We start from the raw sequence: 24,034 nt of genomic DNA, 5'->3' as shown, positions 1-24,034 counted from the left end.
GAATTAGTATGAATAATAATACAGCGAGAAATTTAGAAACTTATGTACAACCAGAAATTGAGCAACAACCAAAGCAAAGAACAACAAGAAGAACACGCACTAAAAGTGTTCCAATTTCAAAAACTGAAGGTTTCTTGTTAGCTGGACTTGGTATTGTTACAATGGTTCTTATGATAGCCTTGGTTTCTGTAAAAGTATCTGCAACTGTATCTCAACAACAGCTTCAAAAAATAAACTCCGCTGTTGACTCAACTACAAGTAAAAATGTCGACTTAAGACAAGAGGTTGGCGAATTGTCCAGTTCTCAAAGGCTAACTGAATACGCTCAATCACATAATATGAATTTGAGTAATGATAATGTTAGGAATGTTTCAAAATGAGTAGTAAAAATAATAAAAATAATTTAAGAGCAAAATCAAATAGAACACTTTTTGCAAGAGTGTTGATGTTTATATTTGCTCTTATTTTTATTGTCTTTATATTGGATTTTGCAAAAATTGCGATGACAGGTGAGGCAAAAGGACAAAACCTAAGTTACAGAACTAAATTTAAATATATGAAAAAAAATCCTTTAATAGCACAAAGGGGAAATATTTATGACAAGAATGGTGATGTAATAGCTTCTGATGCAGGAGAATTTTCTATTTATGCCATACTTGATAAACAAAATAAAACAAAAAATGGAAAAGATGACTACGTTAAAGATAAAGAAAAAACTGCTGAAATTTTAAGTAAATATCTTTCATTAGATAAAAATAGGATATTTAATTATCTAAATCCCAAAAATAAAAAAACTTTTCAAGTTGAATTTGGTTCGGCAGGTAAAAAGCTTTCTTTACATATAAAAGACCAAGTTGAAGTAGAAAAATTGCCAGGAATTAAGTTTATAAAAACTCCTTCCAGATCATATCCTAATGGAATTTTTGCATCTAATTTAATTGGAATTACAAAAGTGAAAAATCAAAGCGATGTATCTGACGTTCAAAAAGTTACTGGAATAATGGGAATAGAAAAAGAGTTAGATACAGAATTGTCAGGTAAAGATGGAGAAAAAATTTCAAAAGTAGACAGTAATGGTAATGAATTGCCTGAAACAAAAGTGATAAAAAAACAATCTGAAAATGGTAAAGATGTTTATTTAACGCTAGATTCTAAAATTCAAGACTATCTAGAAATATTAATGTCTAATGTTCAAGAAAAATATTCTCCTAATCAACTTCAAGCAGTTGTGATGGATTCAAAAACAGGAGCTATTAGGGCGATGTCTCAACGTCCAACATTTAACCCGACAAATTTAGATGGACTGTCTGATAGTTGGAAGAACACATTAGTTGAGGATCAATTTGAACCAGGGTCAGTCGTAAAAATTATGACCTTGGCTGCTGCAATCGATTCTGGTCACTATAATCCTAATCAATATTATCAATCTGGCGATATAAAGATTGGCGATAGAGTAATTAGTGATTGGAACAAAACTGGATGGGGTTCAATTCCTTTATATGAAGCTTTTCCGCGTTCAAGTAATGTTGGTATGGTAACACTAGAACAACAAATGGGTGCTTCTACTTGGCAAAACTATTTAAATAAATTTCATATGGGTGAAAAGACTAATATAGATCTTCCAAATGAAACAGCAGGAAAAATCGAGTTTAGTCATTCAAGTGATCAAGCTATGACTTCTTTTGGACAAAGTATTGATGTTAATACAATTCAAATGTTGCAAGCTGTTTCTGCAGTTGCTAATAAAGGAAAAATGGTAAAACCTTATGTTGTAGATAAAATAGTTGATCCAAATACTAATAAAATAACGCAAACTAAAAAGACAGTAGTTGGTCAACCAATAAAAAGTGATACAGCAAATCAAGTAATGTCTGCAATGGAAGACTCTGTTTATAAAGATTATGGACTTGGAAAAATTTATAGTATTCCAGGTTATAAAACAGCTGTAAAAACCGGTACTGCACAAATTCCATCGCAATCAGGAGGTTACTTAACTGGAAGTAATAATTATGTCTTTTCTGTAATGGGAATATTACCAGCTGACAAGCCCCGTTATATGATTTATATAACAATGAAACAACCACAGGTAATGTCTCCTAAAGGTGGAGATGGAATTCTTTCTGAAATATTTAATCCACTTGCATTAAGATTATTGAAGAGTTCAGAAAACTTGGAAGCACAAAATCAAGATATAAGCTCTAATCACGTTGATGTTGCGAATGTAACTGGTAAAAATATTGATAAAGCTAAACAAAAACTCACTGATTCAGGATTAGTTCCTGTTGTAATTGGGTCAGGTAGTAAAGTTGTACAACAGCTTTCAAGAGCAAATGATAAAATATTAAAAGGCCAAAAAGTTCTATTAATGACAAATGGTGCAATGACAATGCCAGATGTAACTAAATGGTCAAAAAGTGATATTTTGAAATTATCTGAAATCACTGGTAAAAAAATTAAAGTGACTGGTTCAGGATATGTAACTAGTCAAAGCCTAAAAGCAAACGAAGTAATAACAAATAAAAAAGATATTGAAGTAACACTTTCTGGAGCATAGTGTTAATAAGAGGAAATATATATGTTAACAAAAATTTTAATACCATTTATTAGTAGTTTTGCAATAGCGGTAATGTTACTACCGTTATTTATTGGATACCTAAGAGCAAAAGATGAAGGACAGCAAATTCGTGAAGAAGGTCCTAAATGGCATGAAAAAAAGTCAGGAACTCCAACAATGGGTGGTGTTGTATTCTTGATTAGTATTATTATTACTAATATTTGGGTTGGTATCGTAAAAAATCAATTTACACTATCAATGTTAGTCGTTTCTTTAGTTATTATTTTGTTTGGTGTCTTAGGATTTCTAGACGATTTTATAAAGGTCAGTAAAAAAAGAAATCTTGGATTAAAAGCCTGGCAAAAGATGGCCGGTCAAATTCTTATTGGTTTAATATTTATGCACGTATATGCACATGAAGGTTTTTCAACAGTTTTAAATGTACCTTTAATAGGCAGTATTAATTCAGTTATAATATTCACCATTTTCGCTATTATATGGCTTGTTGGTTTTTCCAACGCTGTTAATTTAACAGATGGACTTGATGGATTGGTAGCTGGATTAGCAACTATCTCATATGCAACATATGGAATTATCTCTTTTCAAGAATCCAGAAATGATATTGCTTTGATTTGTTTTTCTGTTGCTGGTGGACTAATTGCATTTTTATTTTATAATCATAAACCCGCAAGAATATTCATGGGTGATGTTGGTTCTCTTGCATTAGGTGGTGGACTAGCAGCAATTTCTCTAATTTTACAAAGACCATGGTCACTGTTGTTAATTGGATTGATTTACGTAATAGAAACATTAAGTGTTATGTTACAAGTCGGATCATTTAAATTATTTAAGAGAAGAATATTTAAAATGACTCCAATACATCATCACTTTGAAATGCTTGGTTGGAGTGAATGGAAGATTGATATTGTTTTTTGGCTATTTTCAATAATTTGTTCAGTAATTTATTTAACTATTTTTTTATAAAAAAGAAGGTATAGAAATTGAAGGATATTGATACTTATAAAAATAAATCAGTATTGGTGTTAGGACTTGGAAAAAGCGGAGTTGCAGCAGCTAACCTACTTATTAAGCTAGGTGCAAAAATAACTGTTAATGATGCTAAAAAGTATGATAATAATCCTGATATTGCTGAACTTGAATCACAAGGAGCTAGAGTTTTAACAGGAATGCATTCAATAGATTTATTTAATGAAAATTTTGATTTTATGTTTAAAAATCCAGGAATTCCATATACGAATGTAATGGTAAAAGAAGCTCAAAAAAGAAATATCCCTGTTTTAACAGAACCTGAGTTGGCTTATGAAGTTTTAGACGGCAAAATGATAGCAGTTACAGGTACAAATGGAAAAACGACAACTACAACTCTTATTTCTCTGATGTTACAAAAACAAAATTCAGTACACAGAGTTTATACAGGTGGAAATATTGGAATACCTTTAAGCCAGGGTGCACAAGTTGCAGAAAAAGAAGACTATTTGGTTTCAGAATTATCGAGTTTTCAATTAATGGGAGTTAAAGACCTTCATCCTAAGATAGCTGTATTAACTAATATATATTCTACACATTTGGATTATCATGGTAGTCGTGAGAACTATATAAAAGCTAAGATGAATATTACGAAAAATCAAACAAATGAAGATTTTTTCGTAGTAAATTATGATAATAAGGAATGGATAGATTTATCTAAAGAAAGTCATGCTCAAGTAATTCCTTTTACTAAAAATAACGAGTATAAAGATGGTGCTTATGTATTAGATAACATTATTTATTTTAAGGATGAAAAAATTATTGATGTTTCAGAAATTAGAATTCCTGGAAGCCATAATGTCGAAAATGCCATGGCAGCAATTTGTGTGGCAAAAACTTTAGATATTTCAACTGACAATATTAAATCAGTCTTGAAAACATTTGGCGGGGTAAAGCACCGTATCCAGTTCGTAGATGAAATTAAAGACAGACTATTTTATAACGACTCCAAAGCTACAAATATAAAAGCTACAACGGTTGCAATTAATGCATTTAATAAGCCTATAAATTTAATTGCAGGTGGATTAGATAGAGGAAATGGATTTGAAGAACTAATACCCAGTTTAAGTCATGTAAAGAATATGGTAGTGTATGGACAAACCGCTGATAAACTGGCTAATGCAGCACAAAAAGCAAACGTCAATGTCAAAAAGGTTAATAATTTAAATGAAGCTGTAGTGGAATCGTTTAAATTGAGTCGAAAAAATGAAATTATTCTTTTATCACCTGCGTGTGCAAGTTGGGACCAGTTTGATTCTTTTGAACAACGTGGAGATGTTTTTATTAATGAAGTTGAAAAATTAAAAAAGGAAACTAAGTAGATGAGAGTAATTGTATCTGGTGGAGGAACTGGTGGTCATATATACCCTGCAATAGCTTTGATTAATAGACTAAAGGAAAGAAATGTCCTTGATGAAATTTTATATGTCGGAACAGAAAATGGACTAGAAAGTAAGATTGTAAAAAATTTAAATATTCCATTTAAAACAATTAAAATTCAAGGATTTAAAAGAAGCATCTCAATTGAAAATATAAAAACAGTTAATTTATTTATTTCAAGTATTTTTAAGTCAAGAAAGATTATTAAAGGCTTTAAACCAGATATTGTAATTGGGACTGGAGGTTATGTTTCAGGGGCAATCGTATATGCCGCTCACACATTAAAAATTCCAACTATCATTCATGAACAAAATTCTATTGCTGGAGTAACTAATAAATTTTTGGCAAATTTTGTTGATAAAATTGCTGTTTCTTTTAAAGAAGTCGAAAATGAGTTTAGCCAAAAAAATAAGATTATTCTTACGGGAAATCCAAGAGCTCAAGAAGTCGTTAATATAAAAAAAAATGATCGACTAAAAGAATTTAATCTAGATCCTAAAATGCCTACTGTACTTATATTTGGTGGTAGTAGAGGTGCTGAACCTTTGAATAGGGCAGTAATTAGTAGTATTGAAAGCTTTGAAAAAGAAAATTATCAAGTATTGTTTGCAACAGGAAAAATTCATTATGATTATGTAAAAGAAGCACTTAGAAATATTAATTTAAAAAAAGTTTCAGTGGTTTCTTATATAGATGATATGCCTGAAATACTGCCGGATATTGATTTAATTGTGGGAAGAAGTGGAGCTACTAGTATAGCAGAGATAACAGCATTAGGAATTCCTGCAATTTTTGTTCCAAGTCCTTATGTAACAAATGATCATCAAACAAAAAATGCAAAAATTCTAAGTAATGTTAATGCCGCTAAAATAATTGAAGAAAATAAATTAAATGCTGCTTCATTAATGAGCGCTGTAAATGAAATAATGAATAATAAAAAAGTACATGACACTATGGAAACAAACTCTAAGAAATTAGGAATGCCCAATGCAGCTGACTTATTAATAGATGAAATGATTAAATTAACTGAAAAATAGTGAGAAGGAAAATGAGCGAAAAAAAGTCTAGCTTAACAATTGTTAAAAGAAAGAAAAAACGTCACTTAAAAGAAATTTTAAGTGATAATAAAAAGAATTTCATAATTGGAATAATTGCATTTGTTATTTTATTATTTGCTTATTTTGGCTCTTCTATCTCAAAAATATCAAATATTGATGTTGTAGGAGTTAATGAGCTTGGAGAACAGCAAGTTATTAATTCTTCTAAAATCAGTAATAATACACTTGTTTTGAGTATTATTTTTAATAGTTCAAAGTATAGAAATTCAGTAAAAAAAGATTTAGAGTCAGTTAAAGATATTAATTTTCATATTATTTCATTTAATAGATTGAAAATTTCGGTAAAAGAATATGAAACTGTTGGATACTTATCTAAGAATTCAAAATATAATAAAATACTATCCACTGGTAAAGTTGTTTCTAAAGGCTCAAAAGTACCAATAGGTAATTATCCAGTGTATAGTAATTTTAAGAATAAAAGCATGCTAGATATGACAATTAGAGAATTTGGGAAATCAAATTCAAAAATAAAGCATTCTATTTCAGAAATAAAATATAGTCCATCTAAGTTAAATAAATATCGAATTAGATTATTCATGAATGATGGTAATGAAGTTATAGCTGATATTAGAACAATGAAGAAAAAGCTGGAATACTATCCAAGTATTGTAAGTCAAATGAAACAAAAAGGAATTGTTGATTTAGAAATTGGTGCATATTCACATGCATTTTCTTAATATAAAGTTTCAAAATTAATATAGTTTTATGTTAAACTTTTAAGGTGTATATACTAATACCTATAATCAGGGGAGGCAATTATGAACAATTCAGAAATTTTTGTGGGATTAGATATTGGAACAAGTTCCATAAAAGTGATAGTTGCCGAATCAGTAGCTGGAAAAGTTAATATTATTGGTGTCGGAAGTCAAAGGTCTGAGGGTGTAAGCCGGGGCGTCATTGTTGATATTGATAAAGCTTCTGATTCTATAAAAAATGCTATTAAAAAGGCAGAAAAACAAGCAAACTTAAAAATTGATGAAGTTATAGTAAATATTCCATCGGGACAGTTAGAAATATCTTCTTGTCAAGGTATGATAGCTGTAGGAACTCAATCTAAAGAAATTACAGAAAAAGACGTTAGACAAGTTATGTCAGCAGCTATGCTTCAGAATTCACAAAGTCAAAATGAGATTGTGACGCTAAAACCATTAAAGTTTAGTGTGGATGGCTTTAATAATATTCGTGATCCAAGAGGCATGATTGGAGTAAGACTTGAGATGTCTGGAATCTTGTATACAGTTCCGAGAGGAATCGTACATAATATCCAAATGGCAGTCAAAAAAGCCGGGTTAAGCATTTCACATGAAGTGGTTGCTCCAGTTGCTTTGAGCAATATCGCTTTATCAGAGGGTGAAAAGAATTTTGGCTCTATTATAATTGAAATGGGTGCAGGACAAACTTCTGCATCTGTTATTCATGATAAAAGTCTAAAATTTATTGATACTGATTATGAAGGCGGAAATCATATAACACATGATATATCTGTAGTTTTAAATACGAATGTTGAAAATGCCAGTCATTATAAAATTTATTATGGTAATGCAGATTCTACATTGGTTTCTCAAACTGAAACTTTTCCAGCTGAAATTGTTGGGAAAAGTAGTACAGAAAATATTTCACTCTCATATTTATCAGAAATTATTGAAGCTAGAATTGAGCAAATTTTTAATCGATTAAAAAAGAAACTTGTAGAAACTAATGCATTGGATTTACCAGGTGGTATAATTATTACAGGTGGTGTTGCAGCTACCCCTGGAATAGATTCATTAGCAAAAAGAATTTTTGGTATTCAAGCTAAAGTTTATACGCCAGAACAAGTAGGAATGCGATATCCATCATTTTCTATTGGTCTTGGGAATGTATATTATGCAGCAATGCTATCTGATATTGATAAAATAGCAAATAGTATTGTAAGTGGTTCAATGAGTAACTTACAATCGACTAATAATCAATCAAATGGTAACAGTGGCATAATGGGGAGATTTTCACGAAATGAAGAATCTCTACCTCAAGAAAATACTAGATCATATTCAAACAGAAATGATAACAAAGATAATCAAAACAAAGTACAGACAAAAGAAAAAGTTAAAAATGCTGGAGAAGCAGTAAAAGGATTTTGGAATAAATTCTTTGATTAAAATTAAAGAATCAATTAGGAGAATACGTTGACATGGAATATTCATTAGACTCGCAAAATAATACATCAGCAGTTATTAAAGTTATTGGTGTTGGTGGCGCCGGCGGTAATGCTGTTAATAGAATGATCAGAGAAGGTATAAGTGGAGTTGAATTTATTGTTGCTAATACTGATGTACAAGCTCTTGAAAGATCAGAAGCAGAAAAAAGAATTCAAATTGGTCCTAAATTAACAAGAGGTCTTGGAGCAGGAGCTAATCCTGAAATTGGAGAAAAAGCTGCTGAAGAAAGTGAACAAGAGCTTGAAGAAGCATTATCAGGATCAGATATGATTTTTGTAACTGCTGGGATGGGTGGTGGAACCGGTACAGGAGCTGCACCAGTTGTTGCTAAAATTGCTAAAGAAAGTGGAGCATTAACTGTTGGTGTTGTTACTAAACCATTTATTTTTGAAGGTCAAAAAAAAGACCGAAATGCTTCGGATGGTATAGCTAAACTTAAAGCTAATGTTGATTCTTTAATCTTAATTGCTAATAATAAACTTTTAGAAATTGTTGATAAACGTACTCCAATTGATGAAGCATTCCAATTTGCTGATGATGTTTTAAGACAGGGTGTGCAAGGTATATCAGATCTTATTACATCAGCTGGTTATGTGAATGTCGATTTTGCTGATGTTAAGACTGTTATGGCTGAACAAGGTGCAGCATTAATGGGAATTGGTCAAGCAAGTGGTGAGGATAGGATTCAAAAAGCAACCAATATGGCAATTTCTTCACCATTATTAGAAGTTTCAATAGATGGTGCAGAGCACGTATTATTGAATTTAACAGGTGGTCCGGACTTATCACTATTCGAAGCTCAAGAAGCTTCACAAATTGTGCAAGATGCTGCCGGAAGTGATATAAATGTTATTTTTGGTACTTCAATTGATGAGAGCTTAGGTGATGAGGTTAAAGTCTCTGTTATTGCAACTGGAATTGATAAGAAACAACAACACAATAATCCAACCCCTGCACAACGTGCTTTTAGATCAGCTTCTGAACCTCAAACTGTTGTACCAAGTGAACCAAAAATTGACGAAAATAATCAAAAATCTGATTCAGAAGTTGATCCATTTAATATTTGGAATGAAACTTCAAACACATCTGTACAAAGAGAAGATAACTCAGAACCTTCAAATAATTCAGGTTCCAATGAGTTTGGCTTATTTAATAATGATTCTGGTATTGATGACATCAAAGATAGTGATGACTCAACACCTCCATTTTTTAAACGTAGACGTCCAGAATAAAGGGGTAATTAAAAATGGCTTTTGAAAAATTAAGTAATTTTTTTGGTATGAATGAAGAAGAAAACTATGGAACAAATGACGAAATGATGAATGAAGAATATACTGATGATAAGGTTGTACAGATGTCATCAGCAGTTAATTCAAAAAAGACAAGTAAGATTGTTATTTCGCAACCGGTAGCATATTCAGATACAAAAGATATAGCTACAATGTTGCTTTCTAATAAAGCGGTAATCGTTAATTTTTCTAAGATTGATGATAGTCAAGCTAAAAGAATTGTTGATTTTCTAACTGGTACATTATTTGCTATTGATGGTGAAATAAAAAATGTTGGTGAAAAGATTTTCTTATGTACACCACAAAAATTTGAAGTCGATAGTAAAGAAAGTGACACAACAAATTAAATATAAAGGATATTAGAGTAATTGAATAATATAATTATAGGTTTGCCTTATATAATTTCTAAATTGATAGAGGCTTATGAGCTAATTATAGTAGTCTATGCTTTATTGTCATGGTTTCCAGGAGCAAGTCAATCTGCATTAGGTAAGTTAGTTACTAAGATTGTTGCTCCTTTTTTGAACATGATTGATAGAGTTGTTCCAGCAATTGCAGGTATGAGTTTCTCACCCATAATTGCAATTTTCTTATTAGAAATTCTAAATAGAATTTTGTTGAGTATTTTATTATGAGTTCAGATTTTTTTAGAGCAGAAGAAAATTCATTCATACAAAGAATTGAAGAACTTTTTGAAAGAGTACAAAGACAAAATTATTTTCAATTAACAGACTTTTTAAATTTAAGAGAACAATATATATTAGAAAATATTAGTAATAGATATTCTGGCACTAATATTTTTTTTGAAGGCGGATATTATAATAGTGAACGAAAAAGGGTAATAATTGCTCCTGATTATTATCTTTTAAATAAAGATGATTTTGAGATTGATTATATTGATATCATGTACTCAACAAAGTTTAATAAGTTAAAACATTCTCAAATTTTAGGTGCTCTAGTACACTTGGGCATTGATAGGAATACATTCGGCGATATAATAACTGATGGTAAAAATTGGCAATTCTTAGTTAATAAAAATATGTCTTCTTATGTTGTTTCTAATATTCAAAAAATAGGAAGTAATACCGTTCATTTGAAACAAATTGAAGAGGCTCAATTGCTTTTACCAAGAGATGATTATGAACTTGAGATGATTACTAGTAGATCATTTCGAATTGATTCTATTATTTCCACTGTTTTTAATTTTTCGAGACAAAATGCTAAAGATTTAATAACTAATGGTAAGGTTACTGTTAATTGGATAAAAACTAATAAAGCAGACTATTTTTTGACAATTAATGATACTATTAGCGTTAGAGGTTATGGAAGAGTTAGGATAAATGAGATTTATGGACAAACTCAAAATTCAAAATGGAAAATGAGCGTAAGTGTTATACGAAAATAATTAAATGGTGGAAAATATATATACTTTCTACTATAATTATTAAAGTAATAAAAAAGACAAACGGTAAAGTTATCATTTCAGCGAGTTAACAAAAGGTGCGAGGTTAACAATGCTCTGGCTTTAACGTATCACTTTTTTTAATTAGTTAAATAGTATTACTATATTTTTTAGGTGGTATAGCGATTAACTCGTCCTGTTTGGACGAGTTTTTTATTAGGAGGAATATATGAAAACAAAAGATACCTTGAATTTGGGTAAAACCGAATTTCCAATGCGCGGTAATCTTCCCAATATGGAAGATACATGGCAAAAAGAATGGCAAGATAACGATTTATATAGTAAAAGACAGGCATTAAACGCTGAAAAACCAACATTTTTCTTACATGATGGCCCTCCATTTGCAAATGGAAATATTCACATGGGACATGCGTTAAATAAAATTTCAAAAGATATTATCGTACGTTATAAATCAATGAATGGTTTCAGAGCTCCCTTTGTTCCCGGTTGGGATACGCATGGGTTGCCAATCGAGCAACAACTAGCTAAAAAAGGTATTAAACGTAAAGAAATGACTTTAGCAGAATATCGCAAACTTTGTTTTGACTATGCCATGGGCGAAGTTCAAAAACAAAAAGAAGATTTTAAACGCTTAGGAATTTCTGCAGATTGGAATAATCCTTATATTACTTTACAGCCAGAATTTGAACGTGAAGAAGTAAAAATGTTTGGTGAAATGGTAGAAAAGGGATATATCTATCGTGGTAAAAAACCGGTTTATTGGTCACCATCTTCTGAATCTACTCTAGCAGAGGCTGAAATTGAATATAAGGATATCAAATCACCATCTTTATATGTCTCATTTAGAGTAAAAGATGGAAAAGGATTATTGGATAATGATACTTCATTCATTATTTGGACTACAACACCTTGGACATTGCCAGCTAACCTTGCAATAGCAGTTAATCCAAGATTTGAATATTCACTAATAAATGCTGATGGAAAAAAATATGTGGTTGCAACACAGCGTTTAAATGCAGTAAAAGAAGCTCTTGAGTTTGAAAATGTTGAAACTTTAAAAATTATTAAGGGTGCTGATCTTGAGTATATGACAGCACAACACCCCTTTTATGATAGGGAATCATTATTGATTCTTGGAAATCACGTAACATTAGATGATGGTACTGGTTTGGTTCATACAGCTCCAGGACATGGTACAGATGATTTCAATGCAGCTTCTAAATATGATCTACCGATTCTTTCTCCTGTTGATGAACATGGGAAAATGACAGATGAAGCTCCAGGATTTGAGGGTATGTATTATGATGATGTTAATAAGCCTGTTACTGAATTATTAAAAGAAAAAGGCGCATTATTAAAACTTTCATTCTTTACACACAGTTATCCTCATGATTGGCGTACTAAAAAGCCTGTTATCTTTAGAGCTACACCTCAATGGTTTGCATCAATTGATCCATTCAGAAAAGAAATTCTAGAGCAAATTCAAAAAGTTAACTTTACTCCAGAATGGGGTAAAACACGTCTTTACAATATGATTAAAGATCGTGGAGATTGGGTGATTTCAAGACAACGTGCTTGGGGTGTTCCATTACCAATTTTTTATGCTGAAAATGGCGACCCAATTATGACTGAAGAAACAATCAACCATGTAGCTGAATTATTTGGAGAATTTGGATCCAATATTTGGTTTGAACGTGAAGCTAAAGAATTATTACCAAAAGGATTTACTCACCCTGGTAGTCCAAATGGAGAATTTACTAAAGAAACTGATATAATGGATGTCTGGTTTGATTCTGGTTCTTCACATCGTGGAGTAATGAAATCAAGAAGTGATTTAGGCTTTCCTGCCGATTTATATCTTGAAGGTTCTGATCAATATCGTGGATGGTTTAATTCAAGTTTAATTACATCTGTTGCAGTAAACGGTCAAGCACCATATAAGAATATTCTTTCTCAAGGATTTACTCTTGATAAAAAGGGCCATAAGATGAGTAAATCACTTGGAAATACTATTTTACCAAGTGATATTGAAAAACAATTTGGAGCTGAAATTATTAGACTTTGGGTTGCATCTGTTGATACAAGTTCTGATATTCCGGTCGGAGTTGACTCATTCAAGCAAACTTCAGATATCTATCGTAAAATTAGAAATACAATGAGATTCATGTTGGCCAATACCGATGACTTCAATCCAAAAGAAAATGCTGTTAAATTTGAAGATTTACGACAGGTTGATAAGTTTATCTCTATTAAACTAGACCTATTAATAAATAAAGTAATTAATAAGTATGAAGAAAACGATTTTTCAGCCGTTTATAAAGAAGTAATGTCATTTATCACTAATGATATGTCATCATTTTACTTGGATTTTGCTAAAGATGTTGTATATATCGATAGTGCTGATAGCCATTCTCGTCGTTGTATGCAAACTGTCATGTATAATGCAGTTATAAAAATTGCTAAGGTACTTACACCAATTTTGCCATTTACTATGGAACAAGTTTGGAAATATGTAAAAGAAGATGAAGAATTCATTCAACTTGCTGAAATGCCTGAAAAAGTAGAAATTAACAATGATGAATTAATGAAGAATTGGAAAGAATTCATGAGAATTAGAGACGATGTCTTAAAATCTCTTGAAGAAGCAAGAAATGCAAAACTAATTGGAAAATCAATGGAATCTAAAATCACAATTTTTGCTGATGAGAAGACTAAATCATTACTCGAAAACTTAGATAGTGACTTAGGACAATTACTAATTGTTTCAGGATTTGAGTTAAAAGATATTACTCAAGCAACTGAAAAATCAGATAATTATGGTGATTTAAAAGTATTAGTTGAACAAGCAGATGGTGAAGTTTGTCAAAGATGTCGTATGATTAAAACTGATGTGGGAAGTGACAGTCAATTACCAAACCTCTGTGCTAGATGTGCAAATATTGTTCATGACAACTACCCACAAGCTGTTGCGGAAGGACTTGAATAATATGTTTTCAGGAAAAGTTGTAAAATTTGACGCTAAAAAAGGTTTTGGATTTATTGAGGATTCAGAAGGTAAACAATTTTTTGCATTCATAACTTCATTTAAAAATCGTGATGAAGCTAAGATTGAAGATGGATGTGATGTTAAGTTTGAAATTGCTCAGGGATTAAAAGGGCCACAAGCAGTAAATATAATGATAATGTTGTAAAATAAAAAGCACTGATGTGCTTTTTTATTTTTGATAAGAGGAGAATAAAATAATATGGATAACAAATTAAATCCAAATAGATGGAAAATTTTAATTTCGGTTAGTTTATTTACTTTTATGTCCGTTTTAGACGGAAGTATTGTAAATATTGCCTTACCCGTAATGAGTAAGGGATTAAAGATACCAATGAATAAAGCAGAATGGGTCGTATCTGTTTATTTGATAGTAATATGCGCCTTTTTAGTATTGTTTGGGAAAATTGCAGATACAGTTGGTAAGGTAAAAATATTTCAATTAGGTGGTTTATTATTTGTTTTTGGATCATTACTATGTGGATTTAATCATAGTTTGGAATTTCTACTTTTTGGTAGAACAGTTCAAGCCATCGGTGCTGCAATGACAATGAGCACGAATAATGGAATTATTACTGAAGTATTTCCATCAACTGAAAGAGGCCAAGCCCTTGGTTGGGTAGGATCTTTTGTTGCATTAGGAGCTATAGCGGGACCAGGATTAGGTGGTTTAATTTTGGCCGTATTACCATGGGGATACATATTTTGGATAAATGTTCCTTTAGGTATATTTGCTTATATATTTGGAAGAATATATCTTCCTAAAAAAGAAATTAAAACTCCAAGTAAAATTGATTATATTGGATTTATTTTTTATTTTATTGGAATAGTTCTTTTCTTTGGTGCAATTTTTCTAGGACAAGAAGTTGGATTTAATAATATATGGATTGTTCTTTCATTTATTATTGCTGTAATTGTATTTATGATATTTATTTCAAGACAGAGAAAAATTGACTATCCACTAATTGATTTTCAAATTTTTAAAAATGGTAATTTTTCAATTAGTTTATTATGTGGATTCTTAATCTTTGTTACTAACTTTTTCTTTAATGTGATTTCACCTTTTTATTTACAAAATTTAAGAGGTATGAATGCTGCACATGCTGGTTATGTATTAATGATTTTTCCAATAGTTCAAGTTGTTATTGCACCTTTTGCTGGAAGACTGTCAGATAAATTAAGCCCTATGATGCTTACATTTTTTGGCTTGGTAATTATTTTAATAAGTCAAGCTTGTTATGCAACTTTAGATGGTCATACTCCATTTTGGCTAGTAATGCTTTATATTGGTATGGTTGGATTTGGAAACGGTATTTTTCAAGCACCTAATAATTCTATTATAATGAGCTCTGTTGATCATAAGTACTTAGGAATTGCCGGTGGATTAAATTCGTTATCTAGAAATATGGGAATGGTTATTGGAATTTCTTTAGCTACTACCGTTTTATTTAGCTCAATGAGCAATGCTGCAGGATATAAAGTCACAACCTATTTGAATGATAGACCAGATGTATTCGTTACTGGTATGCATGTTGCATTTGTATCAGCGTTTGTGATATGTTTATTTGCACTAATAACAACAGGAATTCGTTGGTATAAATCAAATGCAGAAAAAAAGTAAATTTGAAGAAAAAATAATAAGTGAAAAGCAAATATTTAAAGGACATGTGGTTGATCTTTTTGTTCAGGATGTTGAATTACCCGATGGTCAAAGAGCAAAACGCGAAATTATTAAACATAATGGTGCGGTAGGCATTATTCTAGTTGAAAATGATAAAATAGCATTGGTACGTCAATGGCGTGCACCGATGCAACAAGAGACTTTAGAAATTCCAGCCGGGAAGATTAATATTGGTGAAAAAGATATAAAAGAAGTAGCAAGACGAGAACTCAGAGAAGAAACTGGATATGTTGCAGAAAATTTAGTTAAAGTGTCACAGTTTTTTGGCAGTCCTGGATATTCTAATGAAATGCTATATATGTATTTTGCAGTTAATCCAAAAAAAGAATTTGATACATTGAAATTAGATGAAGATGAATTTTTGAATGTAGAATGGGTTACAATAGAAGAAGCAAAAAAAGAAATAGAATCTAGTTTAATTTGTGATGCAAAAACTTTATTGGCATTAAATTATGTCGAAATGAAAAAGGAATATAAAAATGAGTGAGAATTCAAATTTAAAATCTGAAGATCAGATGAGAGTCGAAGCAGAACAACGCTATGCAAGAGAAAATCCAGAAAGAATTGAATCTAATAAAAGATTAGTTGCAAGAGAAAAGAAAAATAAACTAAAAAGTAAATTAAATAGAGCAATTTTAGTGGTTTTTGTTTTGATTATTATAGTTTTTCTGATATTGTTTTTCTTGTAGTTTTAAAAAAGAGGTGTAGTAATGAATTTAGGTGTCATAATCCCCATGGAACAAGAGCAAAGATTACTTTTAGAATCTATGGAAAATATAAAAGAAACAAAAATTGCAGGAGTTACTTTTTTTCAAGGGGAGTATAATTCCCATGAACTTACATTAGCTTTGTCTGGCATTGGTAAAGTTCAAGCTGCAATGACAACAACATTAATGGCAAGTGAGTTTAATCCTGAATTGATTATTAACACAGGCTCTGCTGGTGGTATTGGCGAAGGATTAAAAATTGGTGATGTGGTTATCTCAACAAAACTTGCATACCATGATGTTGATGTTCAAGGTTATGAAAAAGGTCAGTTGCCAGGACGTGAACTTTATTTTGAAGCAGATAAAAAATATGCAGAAGATATTGCTCTTGCTGCTCAAAAAGCTAATTTACAATTTCATAAAGGTTTAATTGTTTCTGGGGACCAATTTATTGATTCTCCAGAACAAAATAAAAAAATAAAAGCTAACTTCCCTGCTGCTCTAGCAAGTGAAATGGAAGGCGCTGCAGTAGCACAAGTTTGTACAGAATTTAATTTACCTTTTGTAGTAATTCGTTCAATGAGTGATGTTGGTGATAGCAATGCTAATATTGATTTTGATGAATTTGTAGTTACAGCGGGTAAAAACTCTGTTTCAATACTTTTGAATTTTTTAAATAATAATTAATAAGAAGGTGGCAAAGTGAATAATATTTATCTTAATTATGCTGCCACTACTCCGATGGATGAGTCTGTTATTGATGTTATGACAGAAGAAATGCAGAATAACTTTGGCAATGCTTCTACCCCAGATTTTACTGGTAGAAAGGCTAAAGCTACTTTACAAAGAAGTCGGAAAATAATTTCAAATCATATAAATGCACAAGAAAAAGAAATTATTTTCACAAGTGGTGGAAGTGAAAGCAACAATACAGCAATCATTTCAACTGCTGAATTAAAAAAACAGCTGGGTAAACATATTATATCTACCCAAATTGAACATGAATCAGTTTTAAAACCACTTGAATATCTTGAATCTATAGGTTATGAAGTCACTTATTTAAAACCAAATGAACAAGGTTTAATTACTGCACAGCAAGTAAAAGATGCATTGCGTGATGATACTATTTTAGTAACAATAATGACAGTTAATAATGAAACTGGTGTAGTTATGCCAATTAAAGAAATCGGTCAAGTCATAAAAAATCATCAGGCAATTTTTCATACTGACGCTGTTCAAGGGCTTGGGTTGTTAGACATAGATGTAAAAGACTTAAATGTAGATTTATTATCTACATCTGCACATAAAATTTATGGGCCTAAGTTCTTAGGTTTTTTATATATAAAAGACGGATTAAATCTGCCTTCTTTTATTCGTGGCGGAGATCAAGAAACAAAGCGTCGTGCTGGAACCGAAAATATCCCAGCAATTGCGGGCTTTGCTCAGGCAATTAGTAAATTAGAAAATCAAAATGAATTAATTGAAAAATATAAATATTTTAAAAAGTTTATAACTGATTCACTTAAAGAAAATAAGATTAATTTTGCTGTAAATGGAGTGTTAGATAGTCCAACTCACGTCTTAAATTTATGGATCAAAGGTATTTCAAGAGATATTTTAATAACTAGATTAGATATGGTTGGTATTGCTGTTTCAGGTGGTTCAGCTTGTACAGCGGGTAGTTTGGAACCTTCACATGTATTAACAGCTATGTATGACGATAATTTTGACAGAATTAATGAATCAATTCGAATAAGTTTTGGTAAAATAACTACAAAAGAAGAAATTGAAACTTTTGTAGAAAAACTAATTGATATTGTTAAGGAATTGTTAAATTAGTTGTGGAGGGAAATCATGGAACATTTAATTGATCAAGTAACTGGAGATAAACAATCATATAAAATTGCCGATGGTATTAAAAAATATACGTTAAAAGATGTAGGTTTTGTTGAGACTAATAATGGTAATTTTGTATTTGACAGGCCAATAGGTGATTCACCTTATGATGCTAAATTTAAGCTAAAAATAAGTATTTCAAAGGATTTTGATAAGTTGAAAATGTCAGTTACTGATATGTCAGGTCTTACTGATATTGATATTTCAAAATTAAAAGATAGTGAAAAAATGGTCGAGTTATATCAATATATTTTAGATGATTTTATAAATAGAGAAATTTTAGTTAAGAATTAAATAGAGGTAAATATAAATAATGGAAAAGAAAAAGCGTGTAGTAGTTGGCTTAAGTGGTGGAGTTGACTCATCAGTTAGTGCTTTATTATTAAAAGAAGCTGGTTATGATGTTGTTGGTGTCTTCATGAAGAATTGGGATGACACTACTGATTCAGGTGTTTGTACAGCGACCGAAGATTATGAAGATGTAGCTAAGATTGCTGAGCAAATTGGGATTCCTTATTACTCAGTTAATTTTGAAAAAGAATATTGGGATCGTGTATTTACATATTTCTTGGACGAGTATAAAAAAGGTCGTACACCAAATCCTGATGTTATGTGTAATAAAGAAGTTAAGTTTGCAGCATTTTTAGACTATGCTATGAAACTTGACGCAGATTATATTGCAATGGGACACTATGCACAAATTAGAAAAGATGAAAATGGAATTGTTCACTTATTACGTGGTGCTGATGATAATAAGGATCAAACTTATTTCTTAAGTACTGTCGCACAAGAACAACTACAAAAAGTAATCTTTCCAATTGGTCATTTACAAAAATCAGAAGTAAGAAAAATTGCTCAAGAGGCTGGTCTTGCTACGGCTAATAAAAAAGATTCAACAGGTGTTTGCTTTATTGGAGAAAGAAACTTTAAGCAATTTCTTGGTGAATTTTTACCTGCTCAACCTGGTAAAATGATGACACCAAGTGGTGAAATTAAGGGTGAACATGCTGGGTTGATGTATTATACAATTGGTCAACGTTCAGGATTAGGAATTGGTGGAGATGGTAAGTCAAATGATCCTTGGTTTGTTGTAGGTAAGGATATGAAGACAAATACTTTGTATGTAGATCAAGGATTTGAAAATGAAGCATTGTATGCCGATGAATTGATTGCATCCGATTTATCATTTAATACACCAATTGATCATGGAGACGAATTCCACGTTACAGCTAAGTTTAGATACCGTCAAAAAGATGTAGGTGTAACTGTAAAAATGTTGGACGATAACAAAGTAAAAGTTATTTTTGATGCACCAGTTCGTGCAATTACACCAGGACAAGAAGTTGTTTTTTATGATGGAGAAGAATGCTTAGGTGGAGCAACAATTGATGCTGCATATAGTAATGCTAAGGAATTACAATATATTTAATAAGGATTATAAAAATGACTTATACAGTTAATTTTAAAAATGTTGAAACAACCGGAGTAGAATCATCTCCAGTTGCAGAAGATCTTGCTGGCCTTAGAGCAAATGAAGCAAGATATTTTTGGAATAAATATAAATATGTTTATAAGACAGAACCTGCTAGTGAACATCAAGATTTAATTGAGTTAGTTGAAACAATTCTTAAAGAAAAAGACATTTATTTATCATGTGAACCTTTAGAAGTTACTAATTTTACTGTTGAAGGTACTAAATGGATTTATGTATTTTACGAAAACGGATTGGTAATTAACGTTTTATATACACTTGAAGATGATAAAAAACGTGCGGTAGGAATTAAGTTAACAGATGGAATGGAAATCCCAGAAGAATTTGTTGATAAATTTAAATTTGCACGTCAAAAATCAAAATTAGCGGGAGTCATCAGGGGCTCATATTTTGTAATTAAACAAGAATATGATATGCCATCTGATTTTTAAAAAGAAGTCACATTTATTGGCTTCTTTTTTTATTACCTAATTTAAACTATAATGGAAACATATATTTATAAATTAGGGGTATTTTTTGTGACAAAATTTTATTTTATAAGACATGGAAAAACACAATGGAATTTAGAAGGAAGATATCAAGGAGCTCATGGTGATTCTTCTCTTTTGGATGAAAGCTTTGAAGATATTAAGCATTTGAGTGCTTTTCTAAGGAATATCGAGTTTACTAAGGTATATTCAAGTCCACTAAAAAGGGCGAGAATTACTGCAGAAACTCTAATTGAGGATTTAAAGCAAGAAATTCCTATTGTTATTTGTGATGAATTAAGAGAATTTGATCTTGGAATAATGGAAGGTGAAAAATTCAAAGATATGGAGTCGAAATATCCTGAATTGATACTTGCGTTTAGAAATAGTCCTAAAGATTATCATCATGAAATTGTAGATGGCGAATCTTTTGATGAAGTTATCAGCCGTACAAATAGATTAATTAAAGATATTGCAAAAGACTCTGATGGTAGTGAAAACTATATTGTTGTGAGTCATGGGGCTGCATTGGTTGCAATGATTAAATCGTTAATTGGTGAAAAATTAGCTGATTTAAGAAAAGACGGTGGATTGTCCAATACAAGTGTTACAACAGTGCAAACTAAAAATTTTGGTGAAACTTTTGAACTTTTAGATTGGAATAATACATCATTTCTAAATAAGAAAAAGGATCCAACAGATACTATTTAGGTGGAAATAATGAGTGAAATTTCAAAAGAAGCTGAAAGATTATATTCGTCTGATAAAAAACAAGAAGCAGTAATATTACTTACTAGATCGTTATCAAAAGATTTTGAGCAACTAGACTTAATATTACAATTATCAACATACCTAACTTATGGTGGCGAGATGCAACAAGCAGAAGAACTATTATTAAAATCTAAGAATTTTTTTCCAAACGAAAAAACTATTGATTATAATCTTGGAAATATCTATTACACTCAAGGTGAATATAATAAAGCTATAGATGTCTTTAATTCTATTAAGACAAATGATTCAATGTATATGCTTGCTCAGTGTTATCAACAATTAGGAGATAATAATCGAGCTTTGGTATATGCGATAACCGCATCAGAAAATAAAAATGATGAAGTATATCTTGAATTAGTCGGTGATATCTTGTTAAGTTTAGGAAATATTAAGCAAGCAAAAGATTATTATCAAAAATCAGCAGATATTAAAGAAAATGAAAAAAACACCTTCAATCTTGCATTATGTTTGACAGTACTAAATGAAAAAGATGCTCAAAAATATTTTGCGGTATCAAAAAAAATAAACTCTAAATATTATAATGACAATATAAAAAGATTAGATGATATACAAAAATTGATTAGTGGTAAAAAATAATTTATGGATGATAAACAATATATAGTTGGAACGGTGGAATCGATATTTTTTGAAAACCCGGATAACTTTTTTAAGATTGTTCTAGTTGCAGTTGATGAAACTAATACAGATTGGAATGAACCTGAGATTGTTATTACGGGTTATTTTGGTGATCTTAATGAAGAACAGGCTTATGAGTTCATTGGTGAAATGGTAAGTCATCCTAAATATGGAAAACAGTTTAAGTCTGATTCATATTCTCAAAAAAAATTAACTGATAAACAAAGTCTAATAAATTATTTTTCCAGTGATTTATTTCCAGGGATTGGTAAAAAAACAGCCGAAAAACTAATTAATACAGTTGGTAGCAATCCTATAGAACGTATTTTAAAGGACCAAAGTGTTTTAAACAATTTGCATTTAAGTAAAGAAAAGCAAGATATGATTTATGAACAAGTTCAATCAAATCATGAAACAGAACAGATTCTACTTGAATTAAATAAATTAGGAATTGGTAACACAATTGCTACTAAAATATATCAAGCATATAGATCCAATACATTAGAAACAGTAATGAATAATCCATATAAATTAGTTGAAGACATAAATGGAATTGGTTTTAAAAAAGCTGACTCAATCGCGGAAGAATTAGGATTTGAAGTTGATAATGACTTTAGAATTAGAGGCGGAATATTACACGTTTTAAACTTATTATCTTCACTAGAAGGAAATACGTACGCAAATGAAGAGATACTTATCAATGAAACTCAAAAGCTTTTAATGAGTAGTCGTTTCACTGAAAATGTGGAAGAAAAAATTACCAAACAAGTTGCTCAATTAGCAACCGATGGGTTTATCATTCGAGAAGATAAAAGACTTTATTTAAAATATCTATATGATTTTGAATGGACAATTGCTTCTAATCTAAAGTTAATTTCTGATGGCTTTAAAATTAAGATTGATGATAAAAAATTAGACAAAGCAATCGAAAAATCTGCTCAAGAACTGAAAATTACATATGACGATTCACAAACAATGGCAATAAAACAAGCATTGAAGTCGCCAATATTTTTATTAACTGGAGGGCCTGGTACAGGAAAAACAACAATTATTAATGGAATTGTAGCGACTTATTCAAAGTTACATAATCAGTCCTTAGATATAGCCGATTATAAAGGAACAGCATTTCCAGTTGCACTTGCAGCACCTACTGGAAGAGCTGCTAAGCAAATGTCGGATACTACGGGGCTACCAGCAAGTACGATACATCGTTTATTAGGTTTAAACGGTAATGATGATATAAATGATGCAACAGTTGGTGAGATTGAAGCTGACTTAATTATTATTGATGAAATGTCCATGGTTGATATTAGTTTGTTTAAGCAACTATTAAGTGCTATAAATCCGGGAACACAAATAATACTTGTTGGGGATAAAGATCAACTTCCTTCAGTGGGACCAGGACAAATTTTTTCCGACTTAATACAAAGTAATGCACTTCCAACAAAAAAACTTAATTTTATATATAGGCAAGACAGTGATTCTTCGATTACAAAGCTGGCTCATGATATAAATGAAGGAGTTATTAATGAAGAATTATTTCAAAATTTCAGTGATCGAAGTTTTATTGAATGTAACGACAAACAGGTTCCTGGAGTGATAGAACAAGTTATATCTCGTGTTAAAAAACGTGGTTTTGATATAGATAATGTTCAAGTATTAGCACCAATGTATAAAGGAAACGCAGGTATTGATAACCTTAATTTAATAATTCAAAATATTTTAAATCCTTTAGAGGGAAACAAAAAAACAGTTAAATTCGGTAACTTTGATTATCGAATCGGAGATAAAGTGGTTCATCTAGTGAATAATCCAGAAAATAATGTTTTTAACGGTGAAATAGGGTTAATAACGGGAATTACTTATGCTAAAGATAGTGATGATAATACAGACGAGTTGCACTTTAACTTTTCAGGCCAAGAAATATCTTATTCAAGATCTGATTGGAACAAATTTACACTTGCATACTGTACTTCAATTCATAAGGCACAAGGAAGCGAGTTTGAATTAGTAATAATGCCGCTTGTTAGACAAGCTAAAAGAATGTTGAAAAGAAACTTGTTATATACAGGGATAACTCGTGCAAAATCAATGCTTATAATGTTAGGTGACAAAAAAGCATATGTAGACGCAATAAATGATGTTTCAAGTAAACGTGCAACAACTTTGATAAATAGGCTAGTAAAAACATTTAATTTAAAAGTTGATGAAAAAAGTGAACCACAAAATTTAAATTATGAATTAACAAATGATATTATTTTAGATAGTAATATAGACCCAATGATAGGTATGGAAAATATTAGTCCTTATGATTTTAATAATTAGGAGAAAA

General features: G+C 30.8%; 24 protein-coding genes. All 24 read left to right on the top strand.

Annotated elements, in window-relative coordinates; genetic code table 11:
* Window positions 1-8 precede the first annotated feature (8 nt).
* The 24 genes from ftsL to recD2 all read left to right on the top strand — a co-directional run bounded on the left by ftsL (window position 9) and on the right by recD2 (window position 24,027).
* Complete coding sequence (gene ftsL / locus ACUV9F_RS04465; RefSeq protein ID WP_446183167.1) at window positions 9-380, top strand: cell division protein FtsL; 372 nt, start codon at window positions 9-11, stop codon at window positions 378-380.
* Window positions 377-2,554 carry a penicillin-binding transpeptidase domain-containing protein gene (locus tag ACUV9F_RS04460; protein ID WP_446183166.1) on the top strand — a complete coding sequence of 726 codons (2,178 nt, stop codon included), beginning with the start codon at window positions 377-379 and terminating at the stop codon, window positions 2,552-2,554. Before ftsL ends, ACUV9F_RS04460 begins: the two co-directional genes overlap by 4 nt.
* A gap of 21 nt (window positions 2,555-2,575) precedes the next feature.
* Window positions 2,576-3,538, top strand: a complete 963-nt coding sequence (gene mraY, locus ACUV9F_RS04455; protein WP_446183165.1) for a phospho-N-acetylmuramoyl-pentapeptide-transferase — start codon at window positions 2,576-2,578, stop codon at window positions 3,536-3,538.
* A 17-nt stretch (window positions 3,539-3,555) separates the two neighbouring features.
* A complete protein-coding gene (murD, locus tag ACUV9F_RS04450; protein WP_446183164.1) occupies window positions 3,556-4,923 on the top strand; it encodes a UDP-N-acetylmuramoyl-L-alanine--D-glutamate ligase in 1,368 nt (455 codons plus the stop codon).
* Window positions 4,924-6,018 carry an undecaprenyldiphospho-muramoylpentapeptide beta-N-acetylglucosaminyltransferase gene (gene murG / locus ACUV9F_RS04445; RefSeq protein WP_446183163.1) on the top strand — a complete coding sequence of 365 codons (1,095 nt, stop codon included), beginning with the start codon at window positions 4,924-4,926 and terminating at the stop codon, window positions 6,016-6,018.
* An 11-nt stretch (window positions 6,019-6,029) separates the two neighbouring features.
* A complete protein-coding gene (locus tag ACUV9F_RS04440) occupies window positions 6,030-6,776 on the top strand; it encodes a cell division protein FtsQ/DivIB (RefSeq protein ID WP_446183162.1) in 747 nt (248 codons plus the stop codon).
* 81 nt (window positions 6,777-6,857) lie between these two features.
* Window positions 6,858-8,237 carry a cell division protein FtsA gene (ftsA, locus tag ACUV9F_RS04435; RefSeq protein ID WP_446183161.1) on the top strand — a complete coding sequence of 460 codons (1,380 nt, stop codon included), beginning with the start codon at window positions 6,858-6,860 and terminating at the stop codon, window positions 8,235-8,237.
* A 32-nt stretch (window positions 8,238-8,269) separates the two neighbouring features.
* Window positions 8,270-9,529: a cell division protein FtsZ gene (gene ftsZ, locus ACUV9F_RS04430; RefSeq protein WP_446183160.1), complete on the top strand. Its 1,260-nt coding sequence runs from the start codon at window positions 8,270-8,272 to the stop codon at window positions 9,527-9,529.
* Window positions 9,530-9,543: 14 nt separating this feature from the next.
* Window positions 9,544-9,933, top strand: a complete 390-nt coding sequence (locus ACUV9F_RS04425; RefSeq protein ID WP_446183159.1) for a cell division protein SepF — start codon at window positions 9,544-9,546, stop codon at window positions 9,931-9,933.
* 21 nt (window positions 9,934-9,954) lie between these two features.
* Complete coding sequence (locus ACUV9F_RS04420; RefSeq protein WP_446183158.1) at window positions 9,955-10,221, top strand: YggT family protein; 267 nt, start codon at window positions 9,955-9,957, stop codon at window positions 10,219-10,221.
* A complete protein-coding gene (locus tag ACUV9F_RS04415) occupies window positions 10,218-10,991 on the top strand; it encodes a YlmH family RNA-binding protein (RefSeq protein WP_446183157.1) in 774 nt (257 codons plus the stop codon). The genes ACUV9F_RS04420 and ACUV9F_RS04415 overlap by 4 nt, the downstream gene beginning before the upstream one ends.
* 226 nt (window positions 10,992-11,217) lie before the next feature.
* Window positions 11,218-13,995, top strand: coding sequence for an isoleucine--tRNA ligase (gene ileS, locus ACUV9F_RS04410; RefSeq protein ID WP_446183156.1), 2,778 nt, complete (start codon window positions 11,218-11,220; stop codon window positions 13,993-13,995).
* Window position 13,996: 1 nt separating this feature from the next.
* Window positions 13,997-14,200 carry a cold-shock protein gene (locus tag ACUV9F_RS04405; RefSeq protein ID WP_446183155.1) on the top strand — a complete coding sequence of 68 codons (204 nt, stop codon included), beginning with the start codon at window positions 13,997-13,999 and terminating at the stop codon, window positions 14,198-14,200.
* Between the two features lie 54 nt (window positions 14,201-14,254).
* Window positions 14,255-15,673, top strand: a complete 1,419-nt coding sequence (locus ACUV9F_RS04400) for an MFS transporter (RefSeq protein WP_446183154.1) — start codon at window positions 14,255-14,257, stop codon at window positions 15,671-15,673.
* A complete protein-coding gene (locus ACUV9F_RS04395) occupies window positions 15,657-16,220 on the top strand; it encodes an NUDIX hydrolase (RefSeq protein WP_446183153.1) in 564 nt (187 codons plus the stop codon). The genes ACUV9F_RS04400 and ACUV9F_RS04395 overlap by 17 nt, the downstream gene beginning before the upstream one ends.
* Entirely contained in the window at window positions 16,213-16,422 is a 210-nt protein-coding gene (locus ACUV9F_RS04390) for a hypothetical protein (RefSeq protein ID WP_446183152.1), read from the top strand. The genes ACUV9F_RS04395 and ACUV9F_RS04390 overlap by 8 nt, the downstream gene beginning before the upstream one ends.
* 21 nt (window positions 16,423-16,443) lie before the next feature.
* Window positions 16,444-17,127 carry a 5'-methylthioadenosine/adenosylhomocysteine nucleosidase gene (locus ACUV9F_RS04385; RefSeq protein WP_446183151.1) on the top strand — a complete coding sequence of 228 codons (684 nt, stop codon included), beginning with the start codon at window positions 16,444-16,446 and terminating at the stop codon, window positions 17,125-17,127.
* A 15-nt stretch (window positions 17,128-17,142) separates the two neighbouring features.
* On the top strand, window positions 17,143-18,279 hold the full coding sequence (locus tag ACUV9F_RS04380) for a cysteine desulfurase family protein (RefSeq protein ID WP_446183150.1): 1,137 nt from the start codon (window positions 17,143-17,145) through the stop codon (window positions 18,277-18,279).
* A gap of 15 nt (window positions 18,280-18,294) precedes the next feature.
* Window positions 18,295-18,630 (top strand): cysteine desulfurase, encoded by a 336-nt coding sequence (locus ACUV9F_RS04375; RefSeq protein ID WP_446183149.1) that lies wholly within the window; start codon window positions 18,295-18,297, stop codon window positions 18,628-18,630.
* A 19-nt stretch (window positions 18,631-18,649) separates the two neighbouring features.
* Entirely contained in the window at window positions 18,650-19,765 is a 1,116-nt protein-coding gene (gene mnmA / locus ACUV9F_RS04370; protein WP_446183148.1) for a tRNA 2-thiouridine(34) synthase MnmA, read from the top strand.
* Between the two features lie 14 nt (window positions 19,766-19,779).
* Entirely contained in the window at window positions 19,780-20,259 is a 480-nt protein-coding gene (locus tag ACUV9F_RS04365) for a phage tail protein (RefSeq protein WP_446183147.1), read from the top strand.
* Between the two features lie 87 nt (window positions 20,260-20,346).
* Window positions 20,347-21,006, top strand: coding sequence for a histidine phosphatase family protein (locus ACUV9F_RS04360; RefSeq protein ID WP_446183146.1), 660 nt, complete (start codon window positions 20,347-20,349; stop codon window positions 21,004-21,006).
* Between the two features lie 9 nt (window positions 21,007-21,015).
* Window positions 21,016-21,663, top strand: coding sequence for a tetratricopeptide repeat protein (locus tag ACUV9F_RS04355; protein WP_446183145.1), 648 nt, complete (start codon window positions 21,016-21,018; stop codon window positions 21,661-21,663).
* A 3-nt stretch (window positions 21,664-21,666) separates the two neighbouring features.
* Window positions 21,667-24,027 (top strand): SF1B family DNA helicase RecD2, encoded by a 2,361-nt coding sequence (recD2, locus tag ACUV9F_RS04350; protein WP_446183144.1) that lies wholly within the window; start codon window positions 21,667-21,669, stop codon window positions 24,025-24,027.
* The last annotated feature ends 7 nt before the right edge of the window (window positions 24,028-24,034 follow it).

The sequence above is a fragment of the Daquilactobacillus linshuiensis genome (genome assembly GCF_052828685.1).
Note: the sequence above shows the minus strand (reverse complement) of the source record. Positions and strands in the feature narration are given on the sequence as shown.

Bases quoted from the DNA above. Each gene is read 5' to 3' on its own strand.
- ftsL (WP_446183167.1), top strand. From the start codon at position 9: ATGAATAATAATACAGCGAGAAATTTAGAAACTTATGTACAACCAGAA.
- ACUV9F_RS04460 (WP_446183166.1), top strand. From the start codon at position 377: ATGAGTAGTAAAAATAATAAAAATAATTTAAGAGCAAAATCAAATAGA.
- mraY (WP_446183165.1), top strand. From the start codon at position 2,576: ATGTTAACAAAAATTTTAATACCATTTATTAGTAGTTTTGCAATAGCG.
- murG (WP_446183163.1), top strand. From the start codon at position 4,924: ATGAGAGTAATTGTATCTGGTGGAGGAACTGGTGGTCATATATACCCT.
- ACUV9F_RS04440 (WP_446183162.1), top strand. From the start codon at position 6,030: ATGAGCGAAAAAAAGTCTAGCTTAACAATTGTTAAAAGAAAGAAAAAA.
- ftsA (WP_446183161.1), top strand. From the start codon at position 6,858: ATGAACAATTCAGAAATTTTTGTGGGATTAGATATTGGAACAAGTTCC.
- ftsZ (WP_446183160.1), top strand. From the start codon at position 8,270: ATGGAATATTCATTAGACTCGCAAAATAATACATCAGCAGTTATTAAA.
- ACUV9F_RS04425 (WP_446183159.1), top strand. From the start codon at position 9,544: ATGGCTTTTGAAAAATTAAGTAATTTTTTTGGTATGAATGAAGAAGAA.
- ACUV9F_RS04415 (WP_446183157.1), top strand. From the start codon at position 10,218: ATGAGTTCAGATTTTTTTAGAGCAGAAGAAAATTCATTCATACAAAGA.
- ileS (WP_446183156.1), top strand. From the start codon at position 11,218: ATGAAAACAAAAGATACCTTGAATTTGGGTAAAACCGAATTTCCAATG.
- ACUV9F_RS04405 (WP_446183155.1), top strand. From the start codon at position 13,997: ATGTTTTCAGGAAAAGTTGTAAAATTTGACGCTAAAAAAGGTTTTGGA.
- ACUV9F_RS04400 (WP_446183154.1), top strand. From the start codon at position 14,255: ATGGATAACAAATTAAATCCAAATAGATGGAAAATTTTAATTTCGGTT.
- ACUV9F_RS04395 (WP_446183153.1), top strand. From the start codon at position 15,657: ATGCAGAAAAAAAGTAAATTTGAAGAAAAAATAATAAGTGAAAAGCAA.
- ACUV9F_RS04390 (WP_446183152.1), top strand. From the start codon at position 16,213: ATGAGTGAGAATTCAAATTTAAAATCTGAAGATCAGATGAGAGTCGAA.
- ACUV9F_RS04385 (WP_446183151.1), top strand. From the start codon at position 16,444: ATGAATTTAGGTGTCATAATCCCCATGGAACAAGAGCAAAGATTACTT.
- ACUV9F_RS04375 (WP_446183149.1), top strand. From the start codon at position 18,295: ATGGAACATTTAATTGATCAAGTAACTGGAGATAAACAATCATATAAA.
- mnmA (WP_446183148.1), top strand. From the start codon at position 18,650: ATGGAAAAGAAAAAGCGTGTAGTAGTTGGCTTAAGTGGTGGAGTTGAC.
- ACUV9F_RS04365 (WP_446183147.1), top strand. From the start codon at position 19,780: ATGACTTATACAGTTAATTTTAAAAATGTTGAAACAACCGGAGTAGAA.
- ACUV9F_RS04355 (WP_446183145.1), top strand. From the start codon at position 21,016: ATGAGTGAAATTTCAAAAGAAGCTGAAAGATTATATTCGTCTGATAAA.
- recD2 (WP_446183144.1), top strand. From the start codon at position 21,667: ATGGATGATAAACAATATATAGTTGGAACGGTGGAATCGATATTTTTT.